Origin of the sequence: Desulfogranum marinum (assembly GCF_963675105.2) — a bacterium.
In the GTDB taxonomy this organism is placed as follows: domain Bacteria; phylum Desulfobacterota; class Desulfobulbia; order Desulfobulbales; family Desulfobulbaceae; genus Desulfogranum; species Desulfogranum marinum.
Genome location: NZ_CAXXRO010000002.1, coordinates 412,905 through 429,966, shown reverse-complemented (window position 1 = coordinate 429,966; position 17,062 = coordinate 412,905). Strand labels below are relative to the sequence as shown.

Here is a 17,062-nt window from a genome sequence, read left to right as displayed (position 1 = left end):
AGGTATTTTGATGAGCGAAGAAAAGAAATGCCCGGTAATGCACGGTGGTGCAACAGAAAGCAGCATGTCGAACATGGACTGGTGGCCCAAATCTCTAAACCTCGATATTCTCCATCAACATGATGTAAAGACCAATCCGATGGGGACTGGATTTGACTATCGTGAAGAGGTCAAAAAACTCGACGTAGCCGCGCTCAAAAAAGACCTGCATGCCCTGATGACCGACAGTCAGTCATGGTGGCCTGCTGATTGGGGACATTATGGTGGTCTTATGATTCGCATGACGTGGCATGCGGCTGGTTCCTACCGTATCGCTGATGGTCGTGGTGGAGCCGGTACCGGCAACCAGCGCTTTGCGCCACTTAATTCATGGCCTGATAATGTGAATCTGGATAAAGCACGCCGTTTGCTCTGGCCAATCAAGAAAAAATACGGCAATAAACTCAGCTGGGCGGACTTGATTGCTTATGCAGGTACGATTGCCTATGAATCCATGGGACTGAAGACTTTTGGTTTCGCATTTGGACGTGAAGATATCTGGCATCCGGAAAAGGACACTTACTGGGGGGCGGAAAAGGAGTGGCTTGCCCCTAGTGGCAGCGAAGGCAGTCGTTATTCTGGTGAACGTGATTTGGAAAATCCTCTGGCCGCAGTGATGATGGGATTGATTTATGTTAATCCAGAAGGTGTAGACGGTAACCCGGATCCACTGAAGACAGCTCATGATGTGCGTGTAACCTTTGCACGTATGGCGATGAACGACGAGGAAACCGTTGCACTCACAGCCGGTGGACATACTGTGGGTAAATGTCACGGTAACGGCGATGCCTCTTTACTTGGTCCGGAACCTGAAGCAGCCGGTCTTGAAGAGCAGGGCCTGGGCTGGAACAACAAGACAAAACGCGGCATCGGTCGTGACACTGTATCGAGCGGACTCGAAGGGGCATGGACCACGAATCCAACCACGTGGGACAATGGCTATTTTAAATTACTACTCAACTATGAGTGGGAGTTAAAGAAAAGTCCTGCCGGCGCCTGGCAGTGGGAGCCTGTCAACATCAAGGAAGAGGATAAGCCTGTTGATGTTGAGGATATGACCACTCGCTATAACCCGATGATGACCGATGCAGACATGGCCATGAAGATGGATCCTGAGTATCGCAAAATAGCTGAACGTTTCTACAAAGATCCTGAATATTTTTCTAAAGTCTTCGCACGCGCATGGTTCAAACTGACCCACCGCGACTTGGGGCCAAAAGCACGGTACATCGGGCCCGATGTGCCGCAGGAAGAACTTATCTGGCAAGACCCGGTTCCGGCTGGAAGCAGCGATTACGACGTACAGGCTGTAAAAGAAAAAATTGCTGCCAGTGGTTTGACCATCAGCGAAATGATCTCTACTGCATGGGATAGCGCTCGAACTTTCCGCGGTTCAGATTATCGTGGTGGTGCCAACGGAGCACGTATTCGCCTGGCCCCGCAGAAAGACTGGGAAGGCAACGAACCCGAACGTCTAGCCAAGGTGCTTGGCGTACTTGAACCGATTGCAGTTGAAAGTGGTGCAAGTGTTGCGGATGTAATTGTTCTGGCAGGTAACGTCGGGGTCGAGCAAGCTGCCAAGAAAGCCGGCTTTGATATTAGTGTACCCTTCTCGCCCGGACGCGGAGATGCAACCGATGAAATGACCGACGTCGCATCCTTCGAAGTTCTGGAGCCACTCCATGACGGATATCGTAATTATCTGAAGGGAAACTATGTGGTGAGTGGAGAGGAGCTAATGCTTGACCGCACGCAACTGATGCGGCTTACTGCTCCGGAGATGACGGTACTGGTTGGTGGCATGCGCGTGCTTGGTTCCAATTATGGCGGAACAAAGCACGGCGTATTCACAGATCGTGAAGGTACCCTGACGAACGATTTTTTCGTTAACCTGACTGACATGAGTTATACATGGAAGCCGGTCGGTGATAACCTCTATGAAATCTGTGATCGTGAGACTGATACAGTTAAGTGGACGGCAACGAGAGTGGATCTTGTATTTGGTTCTAACTCTATTCTCAGAGCTTATGCTGAAATCTATGCACAAGATGACAACAAGGAAAAGTTTGTTCAGGACTTTGTCGCAGCATGGGCCAAAGTTATGAACGCAGATCGTTTCGATCTTGCATAGATGAAGGTAAACAATAAAGCATAATAGCAACGGAACGAATAGGGATTAGTTCCTAAAGCCTATATTTATTTTGAGCGCAACATTTCTGCTACCTCGAAATGTTGCGCTTTTCTTATGGCTTAGAATAGACATCTACGGCAGCATCACTTTTCAACAAAATAACGTGGCTTTATCCTGCCTACATAATGCAGTATATTAAGTCTATACCTTCTCCAGTATTTCACGACTGCGCTTGACCGCACAAAGATCGCCGCACATGGTGCACACATCTTTATCAATAGGCTGGGAAGAGGCACGATAGGCACGTGCCTTTTCAGGATCAATGGCAAGATCAAACATCTTTTCCCAGTCCAGTTGTTTTCGGGCATGGCTCATTTTGTTATCCCAGTCAATGGCATTGGGGATGCCTTTAGCTACGTCTGCGGCATGGGCAGCAATACGAGTGGCAATAATGCCTTCCTTCATGTCGTCCTGATCGGGCAGGCGCAGGTGCTCTGCTGGAGTAACATAACACAAAAAGTCTGCACCATAGGTTGCAGCCAGCGCTCCGCCAATGGCAGAAGTGATGTGATCGTAACCGGGGGCGATATCGGTGACAATGGGCCCAAGGACATAAAAAGGCGCTCCATGGCAGAGTTTTTTTTCGATCTGCATATTAGAAACCACCTCGTTGAGCGGTACATGGCCAGGACCTTCGATCATTACCTGCACATCGGCCTCCCATGATCGTTTGGTCAGCTCACCCAAGACAATCAATTCCTGTATCTGAGCAGCATCGGTAGCATCATTTAAGCTTCCGGGGCGCAGGCCGTCTCCAAGGCTGAGGGTCACATCGTACTTTCTGCACATTTCAAGCAAACGATCATAGTGTTCAAAAAATGGATTTTCCGCATCATTAACATCCATCCAATGCAACAATAACGAGCCGCCGCGACTGACTACGTGGGTGAGACGTGGGTTGTTTTTCAACCGCTCTACAGCAGTGCGATTCAGCCCGGCATGAATAGTTAAAAAATCCACCCCGTCTTCTGCATGCATTTTAACGACATCAAAAAAATCATCTACAGTAATGGCACCAACATTTTTTCCATAACGGGCTACAGCATCATATACCGGTACAGTCCCAATCATAGCTGGGCAAACTTCTATAGTTCGTTTACGAAACGTCTGGGTATCGCCGAAGGTACTTAAATCCATAATAGCGTCTGCTTTGAGTTCCACCGAGCGATGAACTTTCGTCAGCTCGGCTTCAACATCGCAGCAATCTTCAGACACACCTAGATTGACGTTAATTTTCGTCCGCAGCCCACTGCCGATACCACAACCAATAAGGTTGGTGTGGTTCACATTGGCAGGTATAACGATATGACCGTTGGCCATTTTGGTCAAAAGATCGCTTTCTGTAATCGCTTCGCTAGCCAATACGTCCTGCATCTGCTTGGTGACAATACCCTGCCTGGCTGCATCCATCTGGGTTGTGTATGTGGTCATTTTTTTCACTCCGAAAGGTATATGTTTCTCGTTTTTGATAAATACATCAGGCCGAAAAGGCATTGTTTAAGTTTTTCACAGTCTGGGTAATATTGTCTGCACCGACAATCTCTGTTACCAAACAGATTGACTGAGCACCGCGTTTTACTACCTCATCAATATTGTGTTGTTTAATGCCGCCGATGGCGACAAAGGGAATGGCGACATTTTCCACTACATATTCCAAATAGTCGAACCCGGTAGGTGCGCAGACATTTTCCTTGGTCTGAGTGGCATAAATCGGACCGACCCCGATATAATCTGCCCCCACCTCTTGAGCCTTGTGCATTTGTTCAGGGGAATGGGTCGACAATCCGATAATTTTGTCAGGTCCGAGCAGACGACGAACCGCATCCACTGGTAAATCTTCTTGGCCCACATGGACGCCATCGGCATCTACCAGGAGGGCAATGTCGACAAAATCGTTGATGATAAAGGTCACCTCATGCTCCCGGGTCATTTCTCTGATCGTCTGGCATTCTGATAAAATGTCACAATAATCTTTCAGGTGTCTTTTCTCTCGGTACTGTATAACTTTAATGCCGCCCTTGATCATCTCCTCAACAACCTGAATATTGGAACGGCCACAGGAAAACTTTTCTGCTGTAATGCCGTAAATTCCTGAGGGAAGAAGTAAGTTTCTATTTGTCATTGCCTTTTCCAAGAAGAAAGAAGGACCGCTGTCATGCCGGCAGCCACTGTAATAACTTTGTGGGCATACAGAGTTGCGTGACAGCAGTCAGTGATAAAATCGCCAACAACATGTGTGTTGCCAATTTTTTTGACCTGGATGGTTGCAATATCGCTCCCGGCAATACCGCTTGCAGAAATAACCAACCGTTTGCTTTGCCCGAAATGTTCAAGCACCAATTTTTTGTCAGTTTTTTTGTCCAGCCCTTCGACAATGGTGTCGCAGTGAATAAAAAGCTGATCAATATTGGAAGGTGTAATGCGTTCAGTGCTTATTTCAATTTCGACGTCAGGATTGATGCGCATCAGGTTGTAACGCAGCATATCGACCTTCATTTTTCCAACCTGATCAGCAAAATAAAATTGCCTATCCAGATTGGACGATTCAACCCGATCAAAATCAATAATTTTCAATGCAGTGATGCCGCTACGAACGAGGTTCACCGCAACATTGGACCCAATCCCGCCAGCACCAGCTATCCCGATCTTCATAGACTTGCGTCCCAGTCTTTGTAAACAGGCTGGTAACCATGGGCAGCAATAGCATCTGCGACCTGGCACACACTCCGCGTGTCTGTAATTTCAAACTGTGGGGTATCGGTCTCTTCGTTTTGCGTATAACCACCAACGCTGGTACATACCCCGGCTGAAAGGCGAGTGGCGCCAAGCTGGATTAAATTATCACGCATAAGCTGATTTTCCCGAGTGGAAACAGTGATGCCAGCGCGTGGTTGAAAAAGCCGTAATGCGAGCAAAAACTGGACAAAGGTCTTGTCGTTAACAGGATACTTAGGAGTAAAATCACACTCAGCTTCGTTAAAGCGGGGGAGGGATACGGAAATTTCAGTATCAAGATAGTTTTCATCCAAGTAAGCTGCGTGCAAACCGGTAAAGAAAAACTCACTCCGCTTTTCTCCTAGACCCAGCAAGGCACCGATATTGACAGATCTGAAACCAGCTTTTGCTCCCCGTTCAGGCCCATCGAGCCTGAAATGGTAGTCTCTTTTCTTTCCTGCCAAATGGACCTCAGCATAAATCGCTTGGTCATAGGTTTCCTGAAAAATAGTAAGCCCATCCACCCCTGCCTGATTCAACTGCCTGTATTCATCAACATCCATTGGAAAAATTTCTATTGAAACCGATGCAAAATATTTTTTAAGGCAGGTAACGGCTTCAACCAAATAATCCATGGGGGTCGCATGTTTTGATTCACCGGTAAGCAGCAGTAAATGCTGCAATCCTGTTGCAGCAATAGACTGGGCCTCTTTCTCGATTTCTTGAATAGACAGTTTGCGACGGACAATATGATTAGTTTTATTAAAACCGCAATAAATGCATTGGTTAGAGCAAAAGTTAGATATGTAAAGCGGGGTAAACAACTGAATAGTTTTACCAAAGTACTGTACTGTCAGACGTTGCGCCTTGTGAGCTATCAGCTCTAAATGTTCAGCCGCTTTGGGGCTGAGCAGGGCAAGAAAATCCATGGGTTGGATTGAATCTTTGGCAACGATACGCTCTATCTCTTCATCCGTGACCTGGGCAAAAAAATCTGGAAAAGGAAATTCTTTATACTGCTCAACTATTTGAGAGAAGGACATGGTTCACTCCTGTCAAAGGGAAATGAGTACATAGTAAAAATAGCCTCATCAATTTAGGAACCCTGTCAATGGCGAGGATGCCCGAGCTGTTGTACTCGTACCCGAGGCCTCTGCCAGGTAAGCAGCTCGGCCAGCACGAACTGCCAAATCAAAAGCGTTTCCCATTGTTTTCGGATCGTTTGCAGTAGCAATAGCAGTATTTACAAGCACCGCATCTGCACCCATCTCCATTGCTGCCGCGGCCTGAGAAGGCATCCCTATCCCCGCATCAACAACTACCGGGACGGTGCAGTTTTCAATCAGCATCGCGATTAGCGGTTTTGTTTCCAGGCCACGGTTTGTACCAATCGGTGCACCAAGCGGCATGACTGCAGCAGCACCTGCGGACTCAAGCCGTTTGGCAAGGGGTAAGTCGGGAAGGACATAAGGCAGTACAACAAATCCTTCCTTAGCCAGCAACTCCGTAGCTTTGAGCGTCTCGTAATTATCCGGCATCAGGTATTTGGAGTCGGTGATCACCTCAATTTTGACAAATTCACCACAGCCGGCCTCCCTTGCTATTCGGGCTACCCGTACTGCCTCTTCTGCGGTTCTCGCACCCGAGGTATTGGGAAGAAGAATGACGTTATCAGGAATGAAATCAAGGATGTTTTCTGTTTTTGACCCGAAATCTATCCGCCTCAAGGCTACGGTGATCATCTGGGAACCACTGGCCTCAAGCATCTCAGGGATCTGCGCGTTTGTCGAAAATTTTCCGGTTCCGGTAAAGAGACGATTTGTAAAGGTTTTATTGCCGATTTTTAGCCCTTGTTCCACCATGGTTCACCCTCCACCGACAAAATTAAGCAGTTCCAGTCCATCACCTTCCTGAAGCTTTGTTGCTGGCCACTGTTCCTGTCGAATTATTTGATCATTGTGTTCAACAACCAACGAATTGGAATCGAGTCCTAGCTCTTTCACCAGTTCATCAATAGTGCTCGCATTACTGGTTTCAATTTTTCCATTGATAGAAAACTGCATAATTTCACCCCTTAAAACGAAAAAAGCCACTTACCCCAATTAGGGTAAGTGGCTTGAAAAAATAAAAAAATTATAAAATAATTTTGTAAATTCGTTATAAGCCGCTTCCCTTCGCCGGTATTACCCGGATCAGGTTGTAAGGGTTGGATAAATTCCTCTCAGCAGAGACAGCACCCCTAGCGATGGCTTCTTGTATAAAGGAGCCTTTTGGTTTTGTCAACAAGATAATAACATTACAAGAAGAGATACTTTTTAACTATAAAAGAACAAAATTAAAAACATTATTTCAGTGCTTTAGAAAGAACAGTTAATGTTGCAAGACAAAAGTAAATAATTGAAAAGCATAATCAGAATGGTAAGGGAATGCATTGTTCTAGGACTGCATGAAAGGAGAGATATAGCTACATCAAAAACTACATACATCTTATAATCCAGAAAAGAAACGATGCACTTATGCAACTGCCGAGATTTCCAGCCAAAGGATGGATTAAATATGATAGGCAACTCAAGCGTATAGCCATTTTAAGAAAAAAGGCGTGCTGGTTTGCTATAAAGGCTAAGAGCTGAGTAAATAAAATCCTAAATGCAGTCATAAAAAGAAGAATCGATATTGATGAAAAACCAACTCAACGCCCACATTTGCCCTTTATGCGGCTGTAAAACCTGCAGCCTATTTTACCAAGATACCACAAGAAAATACCTGCGTTGTTCAGACTGTGAACTCGTTTTCGTCCCTCAATTTTACTGGCTTAATTCCGCTAATGAAAAAGCGATCTATGATTTGCACCAGAATTTTCCATCTGATGAAGGGTATCGAATTTTTTTATCGAGATTGACCAATCCGTTATTAAAACGGCTCAACACAAAACAAAAGGGGTTGGATTTTGGTTGCGGCCCAGGTCCAACTCTTTCGTACATTCTAGAGGAGCAAGGCCACCAAGTCGATTTATATGACCCTTTTTACTACGATGATCCTTCTCTTTTTTTTAAGTCGTATGATTTTATATGTGCCACAGAAGTCGTGGAACATCTACACAACCCCAGCGCGACGTTTACCTCATTGTTTCAGGTACTAAAACAACACGGCTGGCTGGGTATTATGACGAAGATGGTAATCGACAAACAGGCTTTTCAGAGTTGGCACTATATCCGCGACCTGACACATATTTGTTTTTATAACCGCTCTTCTTTTGAGTACATTGCAAAACGTTTCAGCGCCAAAGTAAGCTTTTTCGGCAATGATGTAATTTTGCTCAACAAGTTGTAACTACATAAAAAAAGTAAATAAAGCCGGAGCAGGAATGTCCGACTTTATTTTTAGGAGAGTAGTTGATCAATCAAAAGCCATACTTGTGTTCCACTCTTTCCACACGTTACCTACTAATTCAGGACCTGGTTTTAAGGTTTTCTTACCGGGTTTCCAGCCGGAAGGCGTTGCCTCGGCACCTTTAGTTTCGCGAATAAGTTGGAAAGCTTGTATCTGACGGATAGTTTCACTTACATTTCTGCCTACAGGTGGCGTCAGCACTTCAAATCCCTGAATAACGCCGTCTGGGTCGATGAGAAAACGGCCACGGGCTTCTACACCAGCTGTTTCATCGAACACACCAAATATTTTTCCCACCTTGCCACCCGCATCCGACAACATCGGAAAGGGCACTCCTCCGTCGACCATTTTTGATAATTCGTTATCATCCCACATTTTATGAACAAACATGGAATCGATGGACATGGAAAGGACCTCTACACCAAGCTCTTGGAAAGTTGGATATTTTTCAGCGACCGCTGAAATTTCAGTAGCTCAGACGAAGGTAAAATCGCCCGGATAAAAGCAAAGGACCACCCATTTGCCAAGATAATCCGAGAGCTTCACATTAACAAATTTACCTTTTTGATACCCTGGGGCAACAAAATCAGGGGCCTTTTGACCGACCATTACCATTGAACGTTCCTCCCTTGGCTGTACTTGTTGTTGTTCTTGCGTTTCAACTTGCTCTTCACCCACTGGGCCACCGGTTGGCCGTGCGCATCCAACTTCAGCTTCTTCTGCCATACTATTCTCCTAGGTAAAGGTTACATGCATGTGGTGCACTGCTTATTCCTGCTGAGACTTCCTACTCAAAAAAAGACTACCACTAACACTCACAGTGAACCGGAATCACGGGTACTGCAATATCATGATCACATTTTAAAAGAGCATTGCTCTTGCTATCCTCTTTCACAGAGTTCAACAAGAATGCCGCCGGTAGCTTTAGGATGAAGAAATGCTATCTTTGCTCCTCCTGCGCCAATTCGTGGCGTTTGATCGATGAGCTTAACACCCTTTTCTTTTAATTCGTCCAGGGCGGCAGCAATATCTTCCACTTGAAAAGCAACATGTTGAAAACCAGCACCTTTCTTCTCTATAAACTTGGCTACTGGTCCATCGGGAGAAGTTGACTCCAACAGTTCAATTTCACTTTCGCCAACAGGAAAAAATGCTGTGGTGACTTTTTGTTCTTCAACCGTTTCTGCTCCTTCGAATTCAAGGCCTAAAACGTCAGTCCAAAATTTCTTTCCCTCATTAATGCTATTAACGGCAATACCAAGATGATTAATTTTAAGAATTTTCATTGTGAACCTCTCTGTTTGTTGTTCCATCCAGACGCTGTCGCTACCCAGGAAGGAACGATGGTTTAACCAATAATCAGTTGGTGGTATAGGATGAAGCACAGAGTTTGCGCAAGTTCATCCACGTTAATACTCATCGCCTTAGCACCCCTGTTTCCATATCGGATCTATACTTTAACACTATTGCTGGTAAGCATAATTTGCTATGCTCCAGGGTCATCATATCTTACAGAACCTAACAATAAAAAAGATTTAAATGCCTGTTTAAGCATTGTTATCGAAAATAATAATAACGAGAATTCACTCACGGGCCATTTGGTATCCAAAACTATTACGACAAGTGCCACTACGTGACACATGGTGTCTACTAATAACGGTTATCCGCAAAAGGGCAAAAAAAACTACTTCTTTTGACAATTAAGACAAAGTCCGTAAAAATCAAGTCTATGGCTTTCGATTTTAAATCCTGTTTCCTGCATCATCTTTTCTGTTATTTCTTTTAAATCAAACATTGATGGATCAACAATCTTCCCGCATTCCGTGCAGATAACATGCGGGTGGGGATAGGGTTTATTTGCGTCGTAGCGGTTACCTAATTCACTAAACTCTAATTCAAGCACTTCACCTTTTTGTTTGAGCAGATTCAGCGTCTTGTACACTGTCGCCAAGCTCATGGTTGGGTAATGAGCAACAAGTGTTTCATAGATGCTTTCTGCTGAAGGATGGTCTTTGCTGTCGGACAAGGCTTTTAAAACAGCATACCTCTGAGGGGTGATACGGTGATCATTATCCTTGAGTCGCCTTACCATCTGCTCTAGTCTTTTCTCTGGCTCTATTTTGTGCTGTTCAATTCCCATTTTATTAATAATTTATTGTTATTGATAATGATTATCAAAAAAGTGTTTTCCTGTCAATAATAATTATTAAAACTAAATCGATTTACAGCTCACCTAATTGGCTCAGTAGTATGAACCCTGGAAAACTAAGCATTTTGAAATTTTCTAAAGGTCTGCAACCAATGTTTTTTAACCATGAGAAAACATGGCGCCTCGATGTATTGAAAATAAAAAAGCTTCCAGAACGATTAACATTATTGTAGTTTTTTTGTGACGAAAATATCAAGGATATTTTCAAAACACCGAGTTTTGCACCCATAAGGATCTACACCAAGTGATTAATGAATATCTTGTTTACGTTATATTGGCGGTTACGATTGTTGCCATTCCAGGCCCTGCAGTTGTTTTAACAATCAAAAACACTATTAAATATGGGGTTAAAATATCTGTTGCGGGCATTTTAGGCAATTTCATTGCCATGGTCGTTATGGCAACAATCTCCGCTTTCGGGTTAGGTGCTATTATCCTAGCCTCTTCAGCTTTATTTACCACAATGAAAATAATTGGCTGCATGTATTTAATTTATATCGGTGTCAGGGCTTGGCGGTCTCCACTGCCTTCAAAAGGTAAAAATTTCTCCCCTTCATCGCAAACCAACAAAGAATTTTCCTCTGTATTCAAGGAAGGACTTTGGGTTGGCATAAGCAACCCTAAAGCTATCGTTTTTTTTACAGCCCTGTTTCCACAATTCATAGACGCTGGCAGATCGTTTATCCCGCAATTTACTATACTCATCCTTACCATCGAAGGCATATCTTTTTTTATTCTAACAAGTTATGCGTTACTCTCTGCAAAGGCTGCAATTTATTTATGCGGTGAAAAATCAATGAAAATATTCCAAAAAATCACAGGTGGAGTCTTTATGGGGTTTGGAGTTGCTTTATTGTATGAAAAATAAAAGAGAGGGGTACTGCTCTACTGGTGAAACACCCACAAGCTCACTTCCACGGCAGAAGAACCAAACGACAGGCTCTTGGATTTTGACAACCTACAAGCAGCTAACACATATCAAGGCTGACGGCACAGAAGATCAGCGATGAACAGATCATGTAAGAATACTCAAACAACGGGTGCAACAGGACAGATCAGACCGATCAGCCCAAGGGATATTGGCTGGATTATATCACAACATGGTTTGCTTTATGCGCAAGAATTTCATTTTGATGTGCATTTTGAAATAGACATTAGCCGTAAAGCAGTTTCAATTTGCGATAGAGATGATCCATTTACACGTATCTGGCTCAAGGAAATCAACAGTAACAACGCAGGATCACTTGCCATCTCCAAGGTCGATGAAAGGGTGGCGTTTATTAATTTTTTGCTGGTTCTCCCTGCCTACCGAGAAAAAGGCATAGCAAAAGAGTTGATGCACTTTGCAATCCAACACGCTGAAACAGGCGGTGTAAAAAAGGTTCGCCTGGAAACATACAGCTGCCTCACAAATGCGAGAAAACTATATGCAGATCTAGGCTTCCGCATTGCAGGTCCTGTTAGAGCGTTAAGCAAGTACGGGCAAAATTTTCATCAGGAATTCTGGGAAGTAACACTATAGCAAAAAGAGCCTTTAATCGTCGAAAAATAGAGTTATTCAAAAGGATAACTGGCCTTGCACATAATCAGTTGCTGTAAAACTTATGTGATCCGTATTGGGCAATAAAGGTCATGTCATCGGCCCAGTGGGGATGAACCCTGGTATGATGGTAAAAAGTTGCTCCTTGTGTAAAATCAGGGGTAGTTAACGCTTTGAGTGCAATACTGGCACTTTGTTGCAGCGCTTTAAACTCGGTGGGCAGGTAGGACTGTTTTTGAAAAGTCCAACTGAACTGATAGGGTGCGGTAACGATCTCGCCCACACTTTTTTGCTTTGCTATGGCCCGGTTAAGAGTTACATGGGCTACGGCCATTTGGCCGATTTCAGGCTCACTTCGTGCTTCGTGGTACACATTAAGGGTAAGCCACAGCAATCCTTCTAGAAAACTCATTTTGCCTTAATCCTTGGTTACTGCCTGTACTGACTTGATCGCAGGAATCTCGCTCTTTAAAAATTTTTCAATACCCTCCTTCAACGTTACCTCGGACATGGGGCAATTTTGACAAGCTCCTGTGAGGCGTACAGTGACGATATTGTCCAAGTCCACATCTACAAACTCAACATCTCCCCCATCCTTTTGCAGGGCAGGTCGAATATCGTCGAGTGCTTCAAGTATCTTACCTTGTAGTTGATGCATGAATATTCCTTTTACAACTTGCTCAATAGAGCATGAACTTCTATCATGATATCCATATAGGTGGTTTGCTTAAAGAATGCACCTATCGATCATCCTCTGGAAAGCTTCTAAAGAAAGACCTAATTCTAATAAAAAGTACTGTATATTACCACAATTCCAGCACACAGACAACCAGGGACTGAAGAGAGCACTATTTGCAACACGAACGTATTCAAGAAAAACTCAAAGGGGTAGTGGAACGGATCACCTACCACAATGAATCCAATGGGTGGTCTGTGCTCAAGGTAAGTCCTTTTCAGGCCTACGGGGAGTTGGTGACGGTGACCGTCCATCAAACCAGGGTTTTTGCCGGGGCAACCATGGCCTTTACGGGCGCGTGGACCCTTCACCCGCGATTTGGAAAACAGTTCAAGGCTGCTTTTGCCACTGAACTCAAACCAGCCACCACCAGTGCAGTGGAAAAATATTTGGGCTCCGGCCTGATTAAAGGGGTCGGGCCTAAGACCGCAAAAAGAATTGTTCGTCATTTTGGTGAAAATACTCTGGAAGTGTTTGAAAATAATATCGAGCAACTGGTGAATGTGCCGGGCATCGCCGCTAAAAAGCTTGCGTCCATAGAAAAAGCATGGACTGAACATAAGGCGATCCGCGACGTGATGATGTTTCTTCAGTCTTACGGTATTTCAACTCTTTTTGCCGTGCGTATCTATAAACAATACGGAGATGAAGCAATCTCCATTGTCCAGAAGAACCCTTATCGCTTGGCTATCGACTTTTACGGTATCGGATTTTTCACAGCCGACAAAGTAGCGCTTGCTCTGGGATTTGCAGAAAATTCACACGTTCGAATCATTGCAGCCATCAGGCATGTACTTTCAGCGTCGCGTGATTCCGGGGACTGCTTTCTTTCCAAAAAGCAGGTCACGGAACGGGTAAACAAACTCCTGACACTTGAGCTTGCTGCCGTCATTCCTGAGCACCTGGATGCTATGGAACATCAAGGCCAATTGCGCGTGCGTCGTTTAGCACTGGGAGAAAATGAGGAACTTTCGTCCTGTTATTACGCAAAATCGATTTATTATGATGAAGAATATACCGCAACCAGACTGTTGGCGGCAGTAGCCACACTGGGAGAAAGTGAGCAACGCATTCGGCAGTGGGTTGAGCGCTATACGCAGCAGGTCCAGCTTGCACTCAGCCCTGAACAGTCCGAGGCGGTCTGTTCTATTGCCAACCAGCAGTGCTCCATTCTTACCGGCGGGCCGGGTTGTGGCAAAACAACCACCACCAAAGCGATCGTAGCTTTAGTATTGGCCATGGGAAAAACTGTGATGCTGACAGCACCTACCGGTCGGGCAGCCCAACGAATGGGAGAAGTCATTGGCCAGGAGGCAAAGACGGTTCACAGATTACTGGAATTCCAGGGAACGGGATTTAACAAAAATGAGGACAACCCGCTTAAAACAGATTTTCTCATTATCGATGAATGTTCTATGCTTGACATTACCTTGACGGCTTCGCTCTTGCGAGCCGTCAGCAAAAGCACGGCTATCCTTTTTATCGGTGACGCTGACCAACTTCCCGCCGTTGGAGCCGGCAATGTCCTCAAGGACATGATCAACTCCCGTATTATTCCCTGTTTTCAACTCACCGCTATCTTTAGACAAGCTAAGCAATCCCATATAATTACAACGGCGCACGAAATAAACAAGGGAAGGGTACCAAGACTGGATTCACCTTTTAAAAAACCTGAAGTTTGGCGTACAACAGACTGTTTTTTTGTCGATTCAGACGAGGCAACACAGCAGCAGCTTAAATTTACGGCAAAGGTAAAACAACATTATCATGATATTGATAACCGCGAAGCAGCATTTGACCAATCTCCTTTTGATATTGAAATCGATGAGAGCGGCACGACCTACGGTGCGCTCCCCGTGCCTTCCCCTTTCAGCCATGTCGATCTTGGAGCTCTTGCTACCGCCGATGCAGGTGCCGATACGCTACTTACCCTGGCCCAAAAGACCCATCCCTGGTCATCCCTTTATTACGGACTAACAGCCCAAGACGTGGTGCAGCAGCTCTACCTCAACTGGATTCCCAAATACATGGGAAAGAAAACAGAAATCCAGGTTCTTTCTCCCATGATTCGCGGCTCGCTTGGTACCGGCAATCTTAACCTGGTGCTGCAGAAAACCATTAATCCACCCACAGAAAACAAAGCAGAACTGACTGTCGGCGAGCGAATTTTCCGTGTCGGAGATAGGGTCATCCACCGGCGCAACAATTACGATCTGAATGTCTTTAATGGCGATATAGGGAAGATAGAAAGCGTGGACAACACCAACTTGAAGCTATCTGTGGTCTTTTACCCTGATAGCAGGGTTGTTGAGTACAACCGGGAACAGATCACTGAACTGGATCTGGCTTATGCCATTACTATCCATAAGTCACAGGGCTCTGAGTTCGACGCAGTGATCATTCCGGTCTTGACCCAGCATTTCAAGATGCTGTTTCGCAATCTCCTTTACACAGGTGTTACCAGAGGGAAAGAGCTGGTAGTCCTTGTTGGTACCAGAAAGGCTCTTGCCATGGCTGTTAAAAATCAGGATACGTCCCTGCGACAGACTGCATTGTGCCACTTGCTGCAGTCGGGGCTCAGCTCGAATTTCTCATGAGCTTTTTTGTTTTCGACTTAAGCTGTTGATATTTATAGAAAATACTGTGGCGCTAAAAAAACAAACTGTTTTTTCGTCGATAACCAAAAAACTCATCCTCCGGGTCAGCGGATTTTTCCGCAGACTCTTTGTTGCAGGCCATTTACGGTAGCTTACTATCGGAGTCTACGCTTACCTGCTGCGTGTCTTGCGCTTCGATCTGCGAAAAACTTCACTGATGAGAAATCCGGGTTAGGTAGATTTTCTCTTGAATATTGTCCCCTTATTGCCTTTTTTGCACCTCAACCAAGAATTTCTTTATGTTGAGTTGGATCACCTGGAGTAATAATATAATGCAAAGCCGGAAATCTTGAGCAAGACGCTGTCTGAACTTACGAGAACCCCAGCCTAAGCATCAACTCAAAAAGGTTGAAAAATATTACAGCGATCAGAGTCAGAGAAGATTATAAATGATTATATTACTTTCAGGTTGGTATTCAGTGAAGACCTGAAAACTTTCAATCTACTCCGAACTGTAACTGTAGAGCAATGTTCGAAACGTTCTCAAGTTGACCGATGTAGCGGATACGTCCCGACTTCGATACATCAGTATGCTGTGCGGGCAGACTGTGGAGAGTTGGGGGGCTGCTGAATAGTTACACTTTTTAATTACTTATTTACCTTACAAGAGAAATATGAGTGCAAAAATAATTCGTGGTTCTGAAATAGCCAAGACCATTCGTCAGGAAATAGCAGAAGAGGTTACCGCCTTAAAAGAAAGCCATAACATTATTCCCGGCTTGGTAACTATCCTGGTGGGGGATGATCCTGCTTCCCGCTCCTATGTGGCAGCCAAAAACAAAACCGCCGGCGTGCTTGGCATCTATTCTAAACAGGTAAGCCTGCCTGCTGATACTTCCGAAGAGACATTGCTGCAAACCGTTGCCCAGTATAATAATGATCCACAGATCCATGGTATTCTTGTCCAGTTGCCACTCCCGAAGCATATCAACGAGGCAAATGTCCTGTTTGCCATTGATCCGGAAAAAGATGTGGATGGTTTTCATCCTGTCAATGTAGGCAAGATGGTCCTTGGCGAACAGTGCTTTCTGCCCTGTACTCCCCACGGGATACTGGAGCTGCTTGCCCGGTCCGGCTACGAAACCTCAGGCGCGGAGGTGGTTATCGTCGGTCGCTCCAACATTGTTGGTAAACCAGTGGCCAACCTGATGCTGCAAAAACGTGATAGCGGCAATGCAACCGTCACCCTCTGTCATACCCGTACAAAAGATCTCGGTTTCCACACCAGGCGAGCAGATATTTTAATTGTTGCTGCCGGAGTGGCAAAGATGATTTCCGGCGATGACGTAAAAGATGGAGTTGTGGTGATAGATGTCGGGGTAAACAGGGTAGGGGAGACTGCTGAAGGCAAAGCCCTGCTCGTCGGTGACGTTGATTTTGAATCGGTACGGAAAAAAGCCGCTGCAATCACTCCTGTACCCGGCGGCGTGGGTCCCATGACCATTACCATGCTGATGAAAAACACCTTACAGGCCGCCAAACAGACAGTTGCCGCATAATCTTATGGTTGACTGGATTTTTACTATAACGCAGGGATTGGGAAAAAAAACAATTTTTCAAGACACCTTTAAGATGAGCAAAGACT

General features: G+C 45.0%; 17 protein-coding genes and 1 riboswitch. Of the genes, 6 read left to right on the top strand and 11 right to left on the bottom strand.

Annotation, left to right across the window (positions count from 1 at the left end):
- Nucleotides 1–10 precede the first annotated feature (10 nt).
- The gene (gene katG, locus ACHZCY_RS02675; RefSeq protein ID WP_319547739.1) at nucleotides 11–2,170 is read left to right on the top strand and encodes a catalase/peroxidase HPI; all 2,160 of its coding nucleotides are present in this window, start codon (nucleotides 11–13) and stop codon (nucleotides 2,168–2,170) included.
- A gap of 201 nt (nucleotides 2,171–2,371) precedes the next feature.
- Here the strand turns inward: katG and thiC are convergent, their stop codons facing one another.
- The 6 genes from thiC to thiS are packed head-to-tail and all read right to left on the bottom strand — an operon-like array spanning nucleotide 2,372 to nucleotide 7,008.
- Nucleotides 2,372–3,661: a phosphomethylpyrimidine synthase ThiC gene (thiC, locus tag ACHZCY_RS02670; protein WP_319547738.1), complete on the bottom strand. Its 1,290-nt coding sequence runs from the start codon at nucleotides 3,659–3,661 to the stop codon at nucleotides 2,372–2,374.
- A gap of 46 nt (nucleotides 3,662–3,707) precedes the next feature.
- On the bottom strand, nucleotides 3,708–4,352 hold the full coding sequence (gene thiE / locus ACHZCY_RS02665; RefSeq protein WP_205221322.1) for a thiamine phosphate synthase: 645 nt from the start codon (nucleotides 4,350–4,352) through the stop codon (nucleotides 3,708–3,710).
- Complete coding sequence (thiF, locus tag ACHZCY_RS02660) at nucleotides 4,349–4,882, bottom strand: sulfur carrier protein ThiS adenylyltransferase ThiF (RefSeq protein WP_319547737.1); 534 nt, start codon at nucleotides 4,880–4,882, stop codon at nucleotides 4,349–4,351. The genes thiE and thiF overlap by 4 nt, the downstream gene beginning before the upstream one ends.
- Nucleotides 4,879–5,988, bottom strand: coding sequence for a 2-iminoacetate synthase ThiH (gene thiH, locus ACHZCY_RS02655; RefSeq protein ID WP_319547736.1), 1,110 nt, complete (start codon nucleotides 5,986–5,988; stop codon nucleotides 4,879–4,881). The genes thiF and thiH overlap by 4 nt, the downstream gene beginning before the upstream one ends.
- A 48-nt stretch (nucleotides 5,989–6,036) precedes the next feature.
- Nucleotides 6,037–6,807, bottom strand: coding sequence for a thiazole synthase (locus ACHZCY_RS02650; protein ID WP_205221319.1), 771 nt, complete (start codon nucleotides 6,805–6,807; stop codon nucleotides 6,037–6,039).
- 3 nt (nucleotides 6,808–6,810) lie between these two features.
- Nucleotides 6,811–7,008 (bottom strand): sulfur carrier protein ThiS, encoded by a 198-nt coding sequence (gene thiS / locus ACHZCY_RS02645; protein ID WP_205221318.1) that lies wholly within the window; start codon nucleotides 7,006–7,008, stop codon nucleotides 6,811–6,813.
- Nucleotides 7,009–7,097: 89 nt separating this feature from the next.
- A riboswitch (TPP riboswitch) is annotated at nucleotides 7,098–7,196 on the bottom strand.
- Between the two features lie 425 nt (nucleotides 7,197–7,621).
- Here thiS and ACHZCY_RS02640 point away from each other — a divergent pair.
- Nucleotides 7,622–8,275 (top strand): class I SAM-dependent methyltransferase, encoded by a 654-nt coding sequence (locus tag ACHZCY_RS02640; protein WP_319547735.1) that lies wholly within the window; start codon nucleotides 7,622–7,624, stop codon nucleotides 8,273–8,275.
- 66 nt (nucleotides 8,276–8,341) lie between these two features.
- Here ACHZCY_RS02640 and prxU read toward each other — a convergent pair whose 3' ends face one another.
- The 3 genes from prxU to ACHZCY_RS02625 form a co-directional block, all read right to left on the bottom strand.
- Complete coding sequence (gene prxU, locus ACHZCY_RS02635) at nucleotides 8,342–9,061, bottom strand: thioredoxin-dependent peroxiredoxin (RefSeq protein WP_232370887.1); 720 nt, start codon at nucleotides 9,059–9,061, stop codon at nucleotides 8,342–8,344.
- 155 nt (nucleotides 9,062–9,216) lie between these two features.
- Nucleotides 9,217–9,621 carry a methylmalonyl-CoA epimerase gene (mce, locus tag ACHZCY_RS02630; RefSeq protein WP_205221314.1) on the bottom strand — a complete coding sequence of 135 codons (405 nt, stop codon included), beginning with the start codon at nucleotides 9,619–9,621 and terminating at the stop codon, nucleotides 9,217–9,219.
- A 398-nt stretch (nucleotides 9,622–10,019) separates the two neighbouring features.
- Entirely contained in the window at nucleotides 10,020–10,475 is a 456-nt protein-coding gene (locus ACHZCY_RS02625; protein ID WP_319547734.1) for a Fur family transcriptional regulator, read from the bottom strand.
- Between the two features lie 313 nt (nucleotides 10,476–10,788).
- Here ACHZCY_RS02625 and ACHZCY_RS02620 point away from each other — a divergent pair, with 313 nt between their 5' ends.
- Both ACHZCY_RS02620 and ACHZCY_RS02615 read left to right on the top strand, forming a co-directional pair.
- A complete protein-coding gene (locus ACHZCY_RS02620) occupies nucleotides 10,789–11,412 on the top strand; it encodes a LysE family translocator (protein ID WP_319547733.1) in 624 nt (207 codons plus the stop codon).
- A gap of 138 nt (nucleotides 11,413–11,550) precedes the next feature.
- The gene (locus ACHZCY_RS02615) at nucleotides 11,551–12,066 is read left to right on the top strand and encodes a GNAT family N-acetyltransferase (protein ID WP_319547732.1); all 516 of its coding nucleotides are present in this window, start codon (nucleotides 11,551–11,553) and stop codon (nucleotides 12,064–12,066) included.
- Nucleotides 12,067–12,130: 64 nt separating this feature from the next.
- On the opposite strand, the gene ACHZCY_RS02610 is transcribed toward ACHZCY_RS02615, so the two are convergent.
- Nucleotides 12,131–12,496, bottom strand: a complete 366-nt coding sequence (locus ACHZCY_RS02610; RefSeq protein ID WP_205221310.1) for a cell wall hydrolase — start codon at nucleotides 12,494–12,496, stop codon at nucleotides 12,131–12,133.
- 6 nt (nucleotides 12,497–12,502) lie between these two features.
- Nucleotides 12,503–12,742 (bottom strand): NifU family protein, encoded by a 240-nt coding sequence (locus ACHZCY_RS02605; protein ID WP_205221309.1) that lies wholly within the window; start codon nucleotides 12,740–12,742, stop codon nucleotides 12,503–12,505.
- 194 nt (nucleotides 12,743–12,936) lie between these two features.
- On the opposite strand from ACHZCY_RS02605, the gene recD2 reads away from it, so the two are divergent.
- Nucleotides 12,937–15,417 carry an SF1B family DNA helicase RecD2 gene (recD2, locus tag ACHZCY_RS02600; protein ID WP_319547731.1) on the top strand — a complete coding sequence of 827 codons (2,481 nt, stop codon included), beginning with the start codon at nucleotides 12,937–12,939 and terminating at the stop codon, nucleotides 15,415–15,417.
- Nucleotides 15,418–16,091: 674 nt separating this feature from the next.
- Nucleotides 16,092–16,976 carry a bifunctional 5,10-methylenetetrahydrofolate dehydrogenase/5,10-methenyltetrahydrofolate cyclohydrolase gene (locus tag ACHZCY_RS02595; protein ID WP_319547730.1) on the top strand — a complete coding sequence of 295 codons (885 nt, stop codon included), beginning with the start codon at nucleotides 16,092–16,094 and terminating at the stop codon, nucleotides 16,974–16,976.
- The last annotated feature ends 86 nt before the right edge of the window (nucleotides 16,977–17,062 follow it).